Below are 16,246 nucleotides of genomic sequence, written 5' to 3'. Positions count from 1 at the left end.
AGCCTAAACTATGTTGAACCCCATTCAAATTGCAGCAAAAGGCAGTCGCCCTAAAAAAGGCGCAACACGCCGTTCTACACCGCCACCAAAGCGCAACACACCTTGGTGGTTATGGCTTCTGGTTCCAGCGATTCTTGCTCTTTTCATCTACGGATTGACGCAACTCAACCAAGTCAAACCTCAGCCTAAACCTGTTGAAAAAGTAAAAGTTGCGCCAAAACCAGCACCAGTAACAAAAGCACCAGTGAAGAAAGAAGAAACGGCAGCAGCACCTAAAAAAGACACCTTTGAGTTTTATCAAATACTGCAAAACAGCGAAGTCGATACCAGTCACGTAGATGCGTACCAATCTACACCTCGTGGCGAGCAAGATTTCTATTACATGCTACAAGCTGCGTCCTTCCGTAATCCAGAAGATGCAGACCGAATGCGCGCACGATTAATCTTAGCGGGATTGGTTGAAACCGACATTCGTAAAACCATAGGTGAGAATCAGCAACCTTGGTATCGAGTCGTCCTTGGGCCATATTTGTCTCGCTCAAAAATGAACCGAGCAGAAGACAAACTCGCGTCGATGGAAATCTCCCCTTACTCTTATCGCATCAACAGAGAGTAATATCTGTCTCTAGATTGCACACAGAAAATGAAAACCATAACTGTGTGCAAGCCTTTCCTTGAAATTCTTTGGCTCGCCCCCACTTTGTTAGTATCGAAACTGGAGTAGACCATGACAACAATTCTTACTGTACGTAAAGGCAACCAAGTCGTCGTAGGCGGCGATGGACAAGTATCTTTAGGCAACACTGTGATGAAAGGCAACGCACGTAAAGTTCGTCGTTTATACCGCGGTGAAGTCATTGCCGGATTCGCAGGCGGCACAGCCGATGCTTTCACTCTTTTCGAACGATTTGAAGGCCAGCTTGAAAAGCACCAAGGCCATCTTGTTCGCGCAGCGGTTGATCTTGCGAAAGACTGGCGTTCAGACAGAGCATTACGCAAACTCGAAGCCATGCTAATTGTTGCGAACAAAGAAAGCACCTTAATTATCACAGGCACAGGCGATGTTGTAGAGCCTCAACACGGCGCGTTAGCCATTGGTTCTGGTGGTAATTACGCAGAAGCCGCAGCACGAGCTTTGATTGACAACACTGACTTAACCGCCAAAGACATTGTCGAAAAAAGCCTAGCCATTGCAGCCGACATTTGTGTTTTCACAAACCACAACCTAACAGTTGAAGAAATTACGATCGATCCGCAGCTTGAAGATAAATCGGCTTAACATTGCTGATAACCTTGCAGATTACATCACTCAAGAATATAGAAGAGACTGAATCATGAGCAGTATGACCCCAAGAGAGACGGTTAACGCCCTAGACAACCATATTATTGGCCAGCAAAAAGCTAAACGCGCCGTTGCCGTTGCTTTGCGTAACCGCTGGCGTCGCATGCAATTACCTGAAGACATGCGTGCAGAAGTAACCCCAAAAAACATTCTAATGATTGGGCCAACTGGTGTAGGTAAAACAGAAATCGCTCGCCGTTTGGCGAAGCTGTCAAACGCGCCTTTCATCAAGATCGAAGCAACTAAGTTCACCGAAGTGGGTTACGTTGGCCGTGATGTTGAATCCATCATTCGCGATCTAGTGGAAATGGCGATAAAAATGCTTCGTGAGCAAGAAACAGCGAAACTACGCCATAAAGCAGAAGACGCGGCGGAAGATCGTATTCTCGATGTGCTACTGCCACCAGCTCGCGGCGGTGATCCAGAATTAGAGAACAACAGCACTCGTCAAACTTTCCGTAAAAAATTACGCGAAGGCCAATTAGACGACAAAGAAATCGATATCGATGTATCAGATGCACCAATTGGCGTAGAAATCATGACACCGCCTGGCATGGAAGAAATGACTAGCCAGTTGCAAAATATGTTCTCTAGCTTTGGTTCGGACAAAAAGAAAAAGCGTAAGATGAAAGTCAAAGACGCTTTGCGCCAAGTTCGTGACGAAGAAGCCGCTAAGCTAGTCAATGAAGAAGAATTGAAAGCCCGCGCAGTTGAAGCAGTTGAGCAAAACGGCATTGTCTTCTTAGACGAAATCGACAAAGTAGCAAAAAGCTCTGAGCGTTCAAGCGGTGAAGTTTCCCGTGAAGGTGTTCAGCGCGACCTATTGCCTTTGGTTGAAGGTTGTACGGTTAGCACTAAATACGGCATGGTGAAAACCGACCACATTTTGTTTATTGCTTCTGGTGCTTTCCACCTGTCTAAACCATCGGATTTGATTCCTGAACTGCAAGGCCGCTTACCTATTCGTGTTGAGTTAGACGCATTAACCGTTGAAGACTTCAAACGCATCTTGGTTGAGCCAAACGCTTCTTTGACTAAGCAATATGTTGCCTTGGCAAAGACTGAAAACATCAACCTAAACTTCACCGAAGAAGGCATTCACCGTATCGCAGAAATCGCGTTCCAAGTGAATGAGAAAACAGAAAACATCGGTGCACGTCGTTTGCATACAGTGCTAGAGCGCTTGTTAGAAGAAGTATCTTACTCCGCCAGCGACATGCCAGATGATCAAACAGTTGATATCACCGCGGCTTATGTAGATGAGCAACTCGGTGAAATTGCTGAAAACGAAGACCTAAGCCAATACATCCTATAGGACGCTATGATGGCCACACCAACGCCAACACACATTCATTATCACAAACAGTCTCGTGAGTTGGCGTTGACCTTTTCTGACGGTCAAAGTTTTCGCCTCAGCGCCGAATACCTTCGTGTGCATTCACCATCCGCAGAAGTACGTGGACACGGTTTGCAAATGCCCATTCTACAATTCGGCAAAAAAGACGTGAGAGTGAACAACATCGAAGGTGCCGGCAATTATGCTCTAAAAATCTCCTTTGATGATGGGCACGACACTGGACTTTATACGTGGGAATACCTTTACAACCTAGGTAAAAACCATGATGAACTCTGGCAAATGTATCTAGATCGTCTTGAAAAAGAAGGTCAGAAGCGAGAAACTTCCGTTATCCAAATTCATCAGCTTTAACCGCTGATCTCAACCATTATCAGGAAAGCCTCATGGGTTCACTTAGCTTGTCAGCCATCAGCGCCATTGAAAGTGCTATCAATCTTGCCTTGAAACAAGACGCGCCTTCTCAAGATCGTTTGGCTAAGTTAGCAGGGCAACAGGTTTTTCTGTATATCGAAGACTTTTCCTTCATCCTACAAATTCATATTTTAGAAGAAGGCGTCATGCTGCACCGCCCAGAAAGCATGGACGAAGTGGAGCTTGATCCAAAACTAGACACGCTAGTACAAGGCCCAAGTTCAGCTTACCGAAAGTTGCTTGAAGGTGATGGATTCTTTGATGGTGACTTGCGTATTCAAGGTAACGCACAAGCCTTGATGACATTGCATAAAGTCATGGAAAACTTTGAATTCGACTGGGAAGGGTTACTCGCAGATTACATCGGCGACTTACCTGCCTCCGCTTTGGCTCGATTACTACGCGCCAAATGGTCTTGGAGCAAAGAATTCACCACAGCAGCACGCATGCAGCTTGTTCATCACCTACAAACCGACAGCCAGCTTCTACCAAGTAAAATCGAAGTCGAACACCATATCGACAACTTGGAGAAATTTGGCACTCAGCTTGATCGCTTTGAAGCCAAATTGAGAATGGCAGAAAAAAAGCTATCTAATTAGCTTTCGCCAGACTCAAATAAACGCCTGCAATGGTTATGATAAAACCAACAATCTGAATGGTGGTCATAGACTCACTAAACAAAAAATAGCTCTCTACTGCGGCTAAAGGTGGCGCAAGTAACAACATAGCCGAGACTTGAGATGCTCTCCTGCTCTTTCTTAGCAGTAAAACCATTAAGAAAACCCCACCGCCTGACAAGACGAAAATCCCCCACGCAACCAGCACGAAAGATTCCCACTGCATGACGAACAAACGTTCCCCAAGGAAGAATACAAAGCCAAGGGAAACCAAACTGCCTGCAAGGTTTTGTATCGCTAAAGAGCTAAAAATATCAGACGAGGAAATGGAGGTCTTTTGGTACGTGACGCCGAGAGACAGAACCAATATTGCACTGCACCCCAATATCAAAGTCAGTAATGATACGCCGCTATTTCCCATGTCGAGACCCAAAGCAGGACTCACCACGAGAACCAAACCAAACATTCCGATGAATATTCCAATAATGCCTTTGAGCGAGGTCTTTTCTTTAATTAACAAAAACGCCAACAGTGTCACTAAAGCAGGCTGTAATGCGCCAATTAACGCCATGATTCCAGCCGGAAGCCCTTTGGCAATCGCCACATAAGCCAAACCAAGATAGAGTCCATTCATTAAGCAGCCAGCAACAATATGCTTGGGTAGCTCCTTCCACTTAGGAAAAGGGCGGCGCAGCACTAAAGCGATTGCGGCAAATAATAAACCTGCGCACAAAAAACGAATGCTGAGATACACATTTGGATCAATCAGGCCAACGATAAATTTTCCCGTAATAAAACCCATCGACCAAATGAGTACTAAGAGCACATACAGAAATGCCATGTTACTTCCCTTTTACCTTGGCTGAATAAACGACCTCAGTCGCTAATATGATTTAACGATCAAAAATCCCACGAATTTCTCGGCTACTAAACCCTAAGCCAATCAAAAAGTGTAATTTGGCAAACGCCGCTTCATACGTCATGTCTCGACCTGACGTAACGCCAGCAGCAACCAGAGCGGAGCCAGCCGCATAAGCGCCTGCCACAACATTGCCAGCACCACATTGACTAACGTTAACAACCACCACGCCACGATCCGTTGCTGTTTTTAGGAGCGACAGTAGATCGGCATTTTTATCAGGCGCATTGCCTGCACCGTAACTTAATAACACGGCACCTTTTACATTCTCGTTTAATAGACCCTGCCAATGCTCAGCTTGTACGCCAGGAAAAACAGGCAGAATCGTCACTGCATCTTCCGCCATATCTGGAATCTGAACAGTTATGGAAGATATTTTCTGTGGGCTTTCTTGCCAACGCCAATCAATTCCTAAAACTCCGCGCTCCAAGCAATTTGGAGAGCTAAATGCTTGCCAATCGCTGGTGTGTGCTTTGTGTGCTCGATCACCTTGGATCAAACGGCCACCAAAGAATAAAGACACTCCCTTCGCTGCGTTTTCCTCTTCTGAAGCTTCACAAGCAGAGATAGCACCCAACACATTTATCATCGCGTCTGTGCGTGCCTTGAACATAGGAACCTGTGAGCCAGTAACTACGATTGGTTTATCACTATTCGCAAACATGAAAGATAAAGCAGCCGCTGTGTAAGCCATGGTATCTGTACCATGCAATACGATAAAAGCGTCGTATTCCTGCCATTTACTCTCAACATCACGAGCAATCATTGCCCAATCTTTTGGCGTGGCATTTGAAGAATCAATTAACTCTGCGTAACTCTCTATTACAAAATCATGAGTCAATTCGCTCGCTTCTGCTAGCTGCTTAGAAAGATGATCAGCAAACGCGGCATCTGGTATCAAACCATTTTCTGATGGTGTCATGCCGATGGTTCCGCCTGTGTAAGCGATGTAAATTTTCATCTATTTCTCTTCCTAGTTCTTTGTGTCTATTTTCAACCACAGGTTAAGTGATGCTGCATTATGACTAAAAAAGGCGCTTATCAAAGAGAAAAAGCGCCTTTTTATTATTCATCTATAAAACACACATTACATACGTTCTAGCGTTTCAATGCCTAGCAATGATAAACCTAACTTCAATGTTGACGCTGTATTCAAAGCTAATTGAAGACGACTAAGTTTCACATCTTCTTCTGCATTCAAGATTGGGCAAGCTTCATAGAACGTCATGAAGGTGCCAGCCAAATCGTATAGATAAGCACATAAGAAATGCGGCATACCGTCATTAGCAACCTGTTGAATGGCTTCTTCAAATTGGCATAGTTTAACCGCCAAAGCGCGTTCCTGATCTTCAACAATCGAAATATCACCCGTTAGGTTAGCCACATCGATTTCAGAGCGTTTCACGATACTTGCCACACGTGAATAAGCGTACAACAGGTAAGGCGCTGTATTGCCTTCAAAGCTCAGCATAGTATCCCAGTTGAACGCATAATCACTGGTACGGTTTTTCGACAGGTCCGCGTATTTAACAGACGCAATTCCCACAACGCGACCAATGTTACGCAACTCTTCTTCACTCATGTCAGCATTCTTCGACGCCACCAGTTTGTAGGCGCGTTCTTGAGCTTCTTCTAGCAAATCAGACAGTTTGGCAACACCACCAGAACGAGTTTTAAATGGCTTACCATCAGAGCCCATTACGGTTCCGAACGGCATGTGCTCCAATTGCGTTTCTGGTTTAACAAAGCCCGCTTTGCGAGACAAAGTGAAAATCTGTTGAAAGTGCAAAGACTGACGAGCGTCCACAAAATACAAAACACGGTCAGCGCCTAATGTATGTTGACGGAAGCGAACCGCTGCTAAATCTGTTGTGGCGTACAAGAATCCACCACCGGTTTTTTGCACGATAATTGGCGTGATCTCGCCTTCTTTATTGGCAAACTCTTCCATGAAAACACACTGTGCACCGTTTGATTCTTGCAACAAACCTTGCTCAGTTAGTTCGTTCACGACGTTTTGTAGATCATCGTTATAAGCACTTTCTGGCATCACATGCTGACGCTCCAAAGAAACACCCAACGCGCGGTAAGTTTCTTCACAATGGTTCAACGAGATGTCGATAAACTCGTCCCAAAGCGCCAAACATTCTTCGTCGCCAGATTGCAATGCAACCACTAATTCACGAGCGCGAGCAGCGAAGACTTCATCTTCATCAAAACAGTTCTTTGCAGCGCGGTAGAAGGTTTCAAGATCCGATAAAACCATGCTAATTTCAGCCGACTCAGAGCGTAAACGCTCCATGTAAGCCAACAACATACCGAACTGAGTTCCCCAATCACCTACGTGATTTTGACGAACAACACTGTGCCCAAGAAATTCCAGAGTACGTACAACCGCATCACCAATGACGGTAGAACGTAAGTGACCAACGTGCATTTCTTTCGCAAGGTTTGGCGAAGAATAATCAACAACCACAGTCTCAGGAGAAGCCACTTCGCTCACATCAAGACGTTCACTCTTACGCAGCTCAGCAAGCTCTTTACCCAACCAAGTGTTTTTCAAAAATATATTGATAAAACCAGGGCCAGCAATTTCGACCTTATCGGCGATGTCTGATAAGTCCAGCTTTTCCAAAGTCGCTTGAGCAAATTCTCGTGGGTTCATTTTCAAAGCTTTCGCTGCGCCCATGATGCCATTTGCTTGGTAATCGCCAAATTGTACTTTTGCCGATTGACGAACTAAAGCTGAAGCCGTGTCCGATGCGCCAGCAGCCACCATTGCAGCTTGAATACGTTGATTAAGAAGAGTTTGAATATTCACTAAAGAAACCTTTAAACAGTGTGAGTGTTGCCTTCATAACAACACACTAAAATCACACAGCCCTTTGACTACTTGTGCAATCAAAGGGCTGAATTTAATAAAATAATGGCGCTAATAATACCTGATTTTCACGCTTTTAGCGAAAGAACAGCTTGCAGGCGTCATTGTTATTTTCGTCTTGATAAGGGTAACCCAGTTCATCCAAATAATGGGTTACGTCAGTTTCTTCACCCACGGCTTGTAGGCCAACCAAAACTCGACCATAAGCATCACCATGGTTTCGGTAATGGAACATGGAAATATTCCACTGTCCACCCAACATATTCAGGAACTTCAACAAAGCACCTGGACGTTCTGGGAACTCAAAGCTGTAAAGCAACTCGCCTTTATCGCTGCGCAAATGCCCGCCAATCATGTGACGAACATGAACTTTTGCTGTTTCATCATCGGTTAAATCCGTGATTTCATAGTCTTTCAGATCATCCAATAATTCTTGACGACTATGAGGGCTGCCGCCCAAAGCAACACCAACAAAGATCACGGCTTGTCTGTCATCACCATAACGGTAATTAAACTCAGTAATGCTACGCCCCACCAAAGCCTGACAAAAATCTTTAAAGCTGCCTGGTGTTTCTGGGATTTTCACTGCGATAATGGCTTCTCGTTTTTCGCCTAATTCTGCACGTTCGGACACATGGCGAAGGCGGTCAAAGTTAACGTTCGCGCCACTATTGATGGCAATCAATGTCTGACCTTTTGCCCCTTCACGTTCAATGTATTTTTTCAGACCCGCTAATGCACAAGCGCCAGCCGGTTCTGTAATGGCACGGGTGTCATCGTAAATGTCTTTAATCGCCGCACACATTTCATCGGTTGTTACCGTAATAACTTCATCGACAGTGTCTTTTGCGATGTTAAAGGTGTTTTGACCTATTTCCGCTACGGCAACGCCTTCTGCGAAAATACCTACTTGTGCCAAACGTGTTGGTTCACCTTTTTCCAAAGCCACTTTTAGACAAGCAGCATCGACTGGCTCGACACCAATGATCTTAATTTCTGGACGTAAATATTTGATGTAAGCCGCTACGCCTGCGATTAAACCACCGCCGCCAACAGGAACAAAAATCGCGTCAATTTTTCCTTCGTGTTGATGAAGGATTTCCATGCCGATCGTGCCTTGGCCTGCGATGGTGTCTAAGTCATCAAACGGGTGAACATAAACTTGACCGGTTTCCGCCATGATTTCACGAGACTTAGCAGACGCTTCATCAAAAGCATCACCAAATAACACAACCTCTGCACCATGGTTACGAACAGCGCTAACCTTCACTTCTGGTGTGGTTGCTGGCATAACAATCGTCGCTTGAATGCCAAGCTTTTTCGCGGCCAAAGCCAAACCTTGGGCGTGATTTCCCGCTGATGCAGCGATCACACCTTTTGCTCGTTCTTCTGGCGTTAACTGACAAATTTTGTTGTATGCCCCACGAATCTTGAACGAGAAAACTGGCTGTAAATCTTCTCGCTTCAAAATAATCTCGTTGCCTAATCGATTCGATAATTGATTGGCGCGAGACAGTGGTGTTTCTACGGCAACGTCATACACGCGCGCCTGTAGAATCTTTTTAATCATGGAATGGGGCATAGTGCTTCCTAAACGAAATGTAAGCCGTCCGTACTCTTTTTATCTGGCATTTATTGCGATAGAAATACGGACTTGGCAAGTCAAAAAAAACCGAACATGAAATATACTCTTTCGACCCTCTTCACGCAAAGGCCGTTCCACGGAAAGCCAAGCAAAAGTGCAGGAATACATGACCAAACAGGGTAACAATCACAAAATGAAGCGCCTATAATAGCTTCCCTATCAGAGGCAATTTTGTCTTAAAGCAAGCAATGCCAAACAATAACTAAAGGCTGAACACCATGACTCAAGACGAACTAAAGCAAGCGGTCGCCAAAGCCGCTGTAGATTACATACTTCCTATGCTGGAATCAGACACTATTGTTGGTGTTGGTACAGGCTCGACTGCGAATTTGTTTATTGATGAATTGGCAAAGCACAAACTTGATTTTGATGGCACAGTGGCAAGCTCTGAAGCCTCTGCGGAACGCCTTAAAAAACACGGCATTCCTGTTTACGATTTGAACAGTGTTAATGCTATTCGAGTGTATGTCGATGGTGCCGACGAAACCAATGACCACTTACACCTTATCAAAGGCGGTGGCGCAGCTTTAACTCGTGAGAAAATCGTGGCAGCTTGCAGTGAAGAGTTCGTTTGTATTGCCGATGAGTCAAAATTGGTCAAGGTATTAGGTGACTTCCCTTTGCCAGTGGAAATCATCCCAATAGCTCGCGGTCATGTTGCAAGAGAACTAGTTAAACTTGGTGGCGACCCAGTCTACCGAGAAGGCGTTGTGACAGACAATGGCAATCATATTCTTGACGTCTACAACTTGGACATCCTTGATCCAACAAAACTAGAGCAAAGCATTGACGGAATTGTTGGTGTTGTTACGAATGGTCTTTTCGCAAAGCGTCCTGCTGATATTTTATTGCTTGCGACCAAAGAAGGTGTGAAAACACTGAAAAGATAATAACGCTCAAACCAAGGCTTGCTCTTTTGGAGCAAAGCCTTGGTTTATCAATGACAAAGTTAGAACCAACGGCTCTTTCTCATAAGCAAAAACTGACCACCGCCTAACACAACCAATACAGCACAAAACACCCAAAATGCCAGATCGCTGTCTGTTCCAGGCATACCGGCAATGTTGATCCCAAACAATCCCGTTAAAAATCCCAACGGCATAAAGATCCCAGACAAAATAGAAAGCACATACATTCGAGCGTTCATCTTCTCCGCTTGAAGGTTGGCGAACTCCTCCTGCATCAAGAGACAGCGTTCACGCAAAGACTCAAGCCCTTCTACATAGCGCGTGATGTCGTTGGCCGCTTCTTGCACCTGAGCAATTTGGTCTGTAGTCATCCAAGTTTGAGATTCCTGAGAAAGCTTGTGAATGGCCTCTTTTTGCGGCACAAGAAAACGTCGCAAACGAATAATCTCAAGGCGACGCTTCATCAACAAGTCTCGCTGCCCTGCTTCAATTTGTTCACTGATACTTTCTTCTAAATCCGACAGTTCGTCTTCCAAATTGGTAATAACAGATGCCATACGCCCCGTCAGCGTTTCGGTTAAAGTCGCCACAATATCAGCGGTACTCGTTGGCCCTTCGTTATTTTCAAGGTCTTGAACCACATCTCGAACCGACAACAGTTTCCGGCGACGCGTTGAAATAATAAAATTCGCAGTCACCCAAAGGCGCAAAGACACCATGTCTGATGGATTGGATTCAGGGTTCAAATTAACGCCTCGCAACGTCAACAATAAACCTTTGCCCATTCTAATAGTTCGTGGTCGAGTTTCTTCTGCAAACAAGGCTTCAATAACGGTTTCAGGCACACCTTCCAAAGTGGATAACCACTCTCGGCCTTCTTCCCCTAAACCATCCAAATGTACCCAGCGGCAACCATGGTCTGGTAAGGATTTTGGCAAATCAGAGTCGGCTAATGCTGTCGCACCGCCCTGACCGTCAAGCTCTAAGTTATATACGACAAACGCAGACATATCTTTCCCTCTCAATAGTTCGCGTAGATTAGCGGAAAATCCCAACTTTCCCTATTTATTTTAGTGCTAAATAGACAGCTTGGCTGACACTCTGTTTCTAGAATGGCATAATTTCTAAAACCCTAAATAATAAGGAAATGCCAGACCATGCAAAACCTATCAGATGTTTTAGCATCGAGCTCTACACCGCAAGCATTACAAACCGTTTTAACCGTTACAACTGATACCTGTATAGCGATTTCAGATGCGCTAAAACAAGGTTCTTTGGCGGGAATACTGGGCATGGCTGGCAATGAAAATGTTCAGGGTGAAGAACAAAAGAAGCTGGATGTCATTTCTAATGATATGTTGAAAGACGCGCTAGCAGCTTGCCCTGCGGTAAGAGCCATCGCATCAGAAGAAGAAGATTACATCGTTCCTGCGAACACTGATGGCGAATATTTTATCGCTTTTGATCCATTGGATGGTTCCTCAAATATCGATATCAACGCCATGGTAGGTACTATCTTTTCGATTTACCGCCAAACAGGTGATAAGCCAGCAACAGAAGCGGACTTTTTAATTCCAGGTAAAGAACAAGTTGCTGCAGGTTACGTACTTTACGGCCCATCAACCATGCTGGTGCTGACAACGGGCGATGGCGTCAACATGTTCACCTTTGACCCGACCAAAAACGTGTTCGTACTTACTCATGAAAACATCCAAGTAGCTGAAGAAACAAAAGAATTCGCGATCAACATGTCAAACCAACGCTTCTGGTCTGAGAACATGCAAAGCTACGTTAATGACTTAGTTAAAGGTAAAGACGGCGCTCGCGGAAAAGACTTCAACATGCGCTGGGTAGCTGCCATGGTTGGCGATGTACATCGTATTCTTTGTCGCGGAGGTGTCTTTATTTACCCTTGGGATAATAAAGATCCTTCTAAAGCCGGCAAACTGCGCCTAATGTACGAAGCGAATCCAATGGCAATGTTACTCGAACAAGCCGGCGGTAAAGCTCATACACACACACAACGTATTTTAGACATACAACCAGAAGCGATTCACCAACGTGTCGCCGTCATTCTTGGCGCAGCAAACGAAGTGGATAAGTGCTTAAGTTATTAACACTTAAAAAGCATTGAATGATTTTACATTTAGTGTGGATAAATAAAAAAGGAGCCTAGACAAGGGCTCCTTTTGTTTTTCTGAACAAGTAGAAATACATTAACTCAAGTAAGCATTCAAAAACGCTTTAGTCCGCTCTTCCTGAGGCTTGGTAAATATGTCTTCGGGCTTTCCTTCTTCCACAATACGACCTTCATCAAAGAAGCAGACTCTGTCACTCACTTCCCTTGCAAAGTACATTTCATGAGTCACCAGCAACATGGTGAAACGCTGCTCTTTTGCGAGGTTACGAATCACATCCAGCACTTCATCCACCAACTCGGGATCGAGCGCAGAGGTAATCTCATCCAACAATAATATAGACGGTCGCATGGCAAGCGCTCTAGCAATACCAACCCGCTGCTTCTGTCCGCCTGACAAGTCGTTTGGGTAACTGTCCGCTTTATCCGATAAACCAACTAGCTCCAGTAATTCTTCCGCACTTTTTTCTGCCTCTTGCCGAGAAATACCTTTTACTCGCATCGGTGCTTCTGTGATGTTTCGCTTCACTGTCATATGAGGAAACAAGTTAAAATGCTGAAACACCATCCCAAGATGATCTCGCATTTTATGCAAATGCTTATTAGAAGCTGGCACATAGCTTCCTTGCCATGGCATATGCCAAAGAGACTCATCAGCGACATTAATATAACCGCCATCGATCCCTTCAAGAGTCATCAAGATTCTGAGTAAAGTACTTTTGCCTGAGCCGCTTGGGCCGATGATAGAAACAATCTCATTTTCTTCCACTGAGAAATTAAATTGCTTAAAAATTTGAGTATCACCAAAACGCTTTTCAACATTTTTAAATTCGATAATTGGCTTCTTCATTGTAAATTGATTCCTTCTCTGGGAAAGCGCTTCTCCATAAGATGGATGCCATAAGCCGCCACCAAACTAAAAATTAAATACAAAATTCCGACCATGGTAAAAGGCTCTAAATAACGGAAATTTTCCGAACCAATAATCTTGGCTACCTGCAACATTTCTAATAAGGTAATTGCGGAAAGTTGAGGCGTTTCCTTGAACATCGCGATAATGTAATTACCCGTAGCAGGTATCATTGGACGGATGGCTTGAGGCAAAATAACATCTCGATAAGTATCAAACCGGCTTAGGTTCAAGGCACGAGACGCTTCCCATTGACCTTTATCAATGCCTTCTATGCCACTACGAAATACTTCCGATAAATAAGCGCCATAATGCAACCCAAGAGCAAACACACCCGTCGCAAGCGGCGACATGCTGACACCAAATTCAGGCATCACGTAATAAAGAAAGAATATCTGGACCAATAAGGGCGTACTGCGAATAAACTCGACAACCCAATAGCTCGTCAGACGTATGCTTTTGTGATTGTTTCGGCGTAATAGCGCAAAAGCTAAACCAAAGAAAATCGCTAAAACACTGCCTAATAAAGTCGCTAACAAGGTAACCTTCGCGGCAGACAGCAGCATCGGCAAAGTCATCCAGGTAAATGCCCAATCCCAGTCTAGTGCGACCATTATTGAATCCCACCTCGGCCTAAACCCTTACTGAGCTTTTTCTCAAGAAGACGGAAAAATAATGACAACACCTGCGCCATAACAAAGTACAGCACCAAAACCACACCGAAGATCTCACCAACTTGCAGCGTCATATCCGCTAAAGATTTTGCCTTGAAGGTCAAATCAGCAATCGTAATTAACGACACCAAGGATGTTGCTTTCACTAATTCAATGGCTAAATTGCCAAAAGGGGGAATCATATTCACCAAGGCTTGAGGCAACATGATACGCCAAAGCCTTTGAGTTGGAGTAAAGTTTAAAGCGACGGCCGCTTCATATTGCCCTTTAGGTAAAGACTGAATCGCACCGCGTACTACCTCAGTACCATAAGCGCCGATATTTAAACCCAAGGCAATCACACCAGCAGTCATCGCATCAATAGATAACCCGAATAACGGCAGAACAAAATACATCCAATACAATTGAATTAAAGCCGATGTTCCACGGAAAAACTCTATGTAAAAAATCGCCAGTTGTTTAATAGGAAACCCGCCATATAAGCGGGCTATCCCGAAAATAAATGCCATAATGGCAGCTAATGGCAACGCCATCGCAACGATTTTCAACGTCACAACTGCGCCACCCAATAAAACGGAGACTATCTCTCCAAATTCCATGCTTTGCTTCCTCGTATTACTGACAAAGCTTCGCAGCAGTCATGCCTTTAGGTAGCGTATGCTTACCAAAGCCATATGGCTCAACCATCGCTAAATGACTATCAGAACCGATAAAGCCATCTAATTTAGCATTGAATGCATCACGCAAGGTTTCATCACCTGGGCGGAAGCCAAAAGCACCATAACCTTTAACTGATTCACCTTTGATGATCAAAGCATCAAAAGGCTGGGCCAATTCCACATTAGAATCTTTAGACGCAAGCGTCGCCATTGTTAAGCTTGTTCCAGCTAAAGCATCAATACGACCAGACTTAAGCGCCGCTACACCAGATGGATAGTCCGGCAGAGTGACCACTTTACTCATATCAATACCAAACTCACGAGCATAGCCATATTCAACCGCACCAGACATAACGCCTAACTTCACGTCTTTTTCTTGAATATCACCATAGCCATTTAAAGATTCTGGATTCCCGTTTTTAACTAAGAAGCCTTCCCCAATGCTATAAGTAGGATTTGAAAATAGAACTTGGCGACATCTCTGTGGAGTAACGTACATACCAGCTGCGATCACATCAAATCGACCTGCTCGCAACCCTGGAATTAAAGAACCGAACTCGGTGACAACAACCTCAACGTCAGTAACCCCCATTTCGTTTAGGAGATGTACCGCGATACTTGGTGCTTCGCCTGCAGGTTTACCATCTGAAGTCGTGTAACCGTAAGGAACTTCATTCGCAACCCCAATGGTTACCTTACCGCTTGCTTTGATATCAGACAAAGTATCGGCATAAGCTGAAACATTAAAAATAGAAAAGAAAAATATAGTTAGAGATATAACTTTATTTCTTATAGAAAAGCACATAAAAAGCCTCTTGCAGTGTGTAATAATAGATTAAAGTCCTAATAAATCCTTATTTACCTTATACAAAAGAAAATAGTTATTCAACTAAACATTAGTCATCTAAATATTTTAGCTGTTATCAATTACTCTAGATACAAAACCCTATCTCCTCTCAGATTTAATACAAGCCCTCAAGTCAACAGCTAAATATCAGCGCACCCTAACCCTAAAACTGAGTATAAAATCACTCAAAAGAAGCATCAGCCACAATAAAAGCCATATTCACAGAAGGGTATATGAGGAAAAATAGCAAAGCTTAAAAAGAGCGATTTAACCTCTTAGTTGAAACACCCAAAAAATGAGAAGGTGTAGCTTTTCATTAAATGCAGATACCTAGAAGGAGGAGAAAAGCGAAGTAGTAGAGCGCCTTAGTTACCATTTACACAGACGCATCGAATCACAAGGCAGCGTGGTAGTAGAGTGTCTTCGTGGTCATTTACGCAGACGCGTTGAGGTACGAAACAAGCGCAAGTAAATGACCACTAAGACGCTCTTGTTTCTAAATCAGACTTTCCATTTCCAAATGAGCCAAAACGAAAAAGCCCGCTCTGCGTTAGCAGAACGGGCTGCTCTTAAATATAAGCTTAACGATGCTTATCCCCTTTGCGGGACAACCTGCTCTCACATACGTGTCTGCACACTACCTTCAGCGATGGCGAGCGCCTGCGGCGGATAAAGAGTCACTTCTGAGTTCGGGATGGGATCAGGTGGTTCAACGCCTTTTTAATCCATTTCTATCTCTGTTCCAAATCAGACCTTCCATTTCCTACAGACGAAAAAAAGCCCCGACAGCTTAGCTATCAGGGCTCTCTTAATTAGAAGCTTGACGACGACCTACTCTCACATGGGATCTCCCACACTACCATCGGCGATGGCGCTTTTCACTTCTGAGTTCGGGATGGGATCAGGTGGTTCAACGCCTCTATGATCGTCAAGCAATTC

At 44.3% G+C, this 16,246-nt stretch carries 16 protein-coding genes and 1 rRNA gene; 7 read left to right on the top strand and 10 right to left on the bottom strand.

The genetic code is table 11. The features are described 5' to 3' along the window. The first annotated feature begins 10 nt into the window (after positions 1 to 10). The 5 genes from ACMUMQ_RS08905 to ACMUMQ_RS08885 all read left to right on the top strand — a co-directional run bounded on the left by ACMUMQ_RS08905 (position 11) and on the right by ACMUMQ_RS08885 (position 3,709). Positions 11 to 616: an SPOR domain-containing protein gene (locus ACMUMQ_RS08905; RefSeq protein ID WP_414681637.1), complete on the top strand. Its 606-nt coding sequence runs from the start codon at positions 11 to 13 to the stop codon at positions 614 to 616. A gap of 111 nt (positions 617 to 727) precedes the next feature. Continuing rightward, a complete protein-coding gene (hslV, locus tag ACMUMQ_RS08900; protein ID WP_317005346.1) occupies positions 728 to 1,279 on the top strand; it encodes an ATP-dependent protease subunit HslV in 552 nt (183 codons plus the stop codon). A gap of 55 nt (positions 1,280 to 1,334) precedes the next feature. Continuing rightward, a complete protein-coding gene (gene hslU, locus ACMUMQ_RS08895) occupies positions 1,335 to 2,657 on the top strand; it encodes an ATP-dependent protease ATPase subunit HslU (protein ID WP_414681636.1) in 1,323 nt (440 codons plus the stop codon). Between the two features lie 9 nt (positions 2,658 to 2,666). Continuing rightward, the gene (locus ACMUMQ_RS08890) at positions 2,667 to 3,050 is read left to right on the top strand and encodes a gamma-butyrobetaine hydroxylase family protein (protein WP_317005913.1); all 384 of its coding nucleotides are present in this window, start codon (positions 2,667 to 2,669) and stop codon (positions 3,048 to 3,050) included. A gap of 32 nt (positions 3,051 to 3,082) precedes the next feature. Continuing rightward, entirely contained in the window at positions 3,083 to 3,709 is a 627-nt protein-coding gene (locus ACMUMQ_RS08885; RefSeq protein ID WP_414681635.1) for a ubiquinone biosynthesis accessory factor UbiJ, read from the top strand. On the opposite strand, the gene ACMUMQ_RS08880 is transcribed toward ACMUMQ_RS08885, so the two are convergent. The 4 genes from ACMUMQ_RS08880 to ilvA form a co-directional block, all read right to left on the bottom strand. Further along, positions 3,702 to 4,568: a DMT family transporter gene (locus ACMUMQ_RS08880; protein WP_414681634.1), complete on the bottom strand. Its 867-nt coding sequence runs from the start codon at positions 4,566 to 4,568 to the stop codon at positions 3,702 to 3,704. The genes ACMUMQ_RS08885 and ACMUMQ_RS08880 overlap by 8 nt on opposite strands. A gap of 52 nt (positions 4,569 to 4,620) precedes the next feature. After that, positions 4,621 to 5,607: a type I asparaginase gene (locus tag ACMUMQ_RS08875; RefSeq protein WP_414681633.1), complete on the bottom strand. Its 987-nt coding sequence runs from the start codon at positions 5,605 to 5,607 to the stop codon at positions 4,621 to 4,623. A gap of 126 nt (positions 5,608 to 5,733) precedes the next feature. Then, on the bottom strand, positions 5,734 to 7,467 hold the full coding sequence (gene argS, locus ACMUMQ_RS08870; RefSeq protein WP_414681632.1) for an arginine--tRNA ligase: 1,734 nt from the start codon (positions 7,465 to 7,467) through the stop codon (positions 5,734 to 5,736). 136 nt (positions 7,468 to 7,603) lie between these two features. Then, positions 7,604 to 9,109, bottom strand: a complete 1,506-nt coding sequence (gene ilvA / locus ACMUMQ_RS08865; RefSeq protein ID WP_414681631.1) for a threonine ammonia-lyase, biosynthetic — start codon at positions 9,107 to 9,109, stop codon at positions 7,604 to 7,606. A gap of 281 nt (positions 9,110 to 9,390) precedes the next feature. Between ilvA and rpiA the strand changes: the two genes are divergently transcribed. Beyond that, complete coding sequence (gene rpiA, locus ACMUMQ_RS08860) at positions 9,391 to 10,062, top strand: ribose-5-phosphate isomerase RpiA (protein ID WP_414681630.1); 672 nt, start codon at positions 9,391 to 9,393, stop codon at positions 10,060 to 10,062. A 59-nt stretch (positions 10,063 to 10,121) separates the two neighbouring features. Here the strand turns inward: rpiA and ACMUMQ_RS08855 are convergent, their stop codons facing one another. Beyond that, complete coding sequence (locus ACMUMQ_RS08855) at positions 10,122 to 11,090, bottom strand: zinc transporter ZntB (protein WP_414681629.1); 969 nt, start codon at positions 11,088 to 11,090, stop codon at positions 10,122 to 10,124. Between the two features lie 147 nt (positions 11,091 to 11,237). Here ACMUMQ_RS08855 and ACMUMQ_RS08850 point away from each other — a divergent pair, with 147 nt between their 5' ends. Then, positions 11,238 to 12,197, top strand: a complete 960-nt coding sequence (locus ACMUMQ_RS08850; RefSeq protein ID WP_414681628.1) for a class 1 fructose-bisphosphatase — start codon at positions 11,238 to 11,240, stop codon at positions 12,195 to 12,197. Between the two features lie 99 nt (positions 12,198 to 12,296). Here ACMUMQ_RS08850 and ehuA read toward each other — a convergent pair whose 3' ends face one another. The 5 genes from ehuA to rrf form a co-directional block, all read right to left on the bottom strand. Beyond that, a complete protein-coding gene (gene ehuA, locus ACMUMQ_RS08845) occupies positions 12,297 to 13,067 on the bottom strand; it encodes an ectoine/hydroxyectoine ABC transporter ATP-binding protein EhuA (protein ID WP_414681627.1) in 771 nt (256 codons plus the stop codon). Beyond that, the gene (ehuD, locus tag ACMUMQ_RS08840) at positions 13,064 to 13,741 is read right to left on the bottom strand and encodes an ectoine/hydroxyectoine ABC transporter permease subunit EhuD (RefSeq protein ID WP_414681626.1); all 678 of its coding nucleotides are present in this window, start codon (positions 13,739 to 13,741) and stop codon (positions 13,064 to 13,066) included. Before ehuD ends, ehuA begins: the two co-directional genes overlap by 4 nt. Continuing rightward, entirely contained in the window at positions 13,741 to 14,400 is a 660-nt protein-coding gene (gene ehuC / locus ACMUMQ_RS08835) for an ectoine/hydroxyectoine ABC transporter permease subunit EhuC (protein WP_414681625.1), read from the bottom strand. Before ehuC ends, ehuD begins: the two co-directional genes overlap by 1 nt. A 16-nt stretch (positions 14,401 to 14,416) precedes the next feature. Next, positions 14,417 to 15,265, bottom strand: a complete 849-nt coding sequence (ehuB, locus tag ACMUMQ_RS08830) for an ectoine/hydroxyectoine ABC transporter substrate-binding protein EhuB (protein ID WP_414681624.1) — start codon at positions 15,263 to 15,265, stop codon at positions 14,417 to 14,419. 860 nt (positions 15,266 to 16,125) lie between these two features. Beyond that, positions 16,126 to 16,240 (bottom strand): 5S ribosomal RNA (rrf, locus tag ACMUMQ_RS08825). Positions 16,241 to 16,246: the final 6 nt, after the last annotated feature.

Source organism: Marinomonas algae (genome assembly GCF_047525555.1).
In the GTDB taxonomy this organism is placed as follows: Bacteria; Pseudomonadota; Gammaproteobacteria; order Pseudomonadales; family Marinomonadaceae; genus Marinomonas.
The sequence above is the reverse complement of the archived record's forward strand: the minus strand, read 5'-3'. Positions and strand labels throughout refer to the sequence as shown.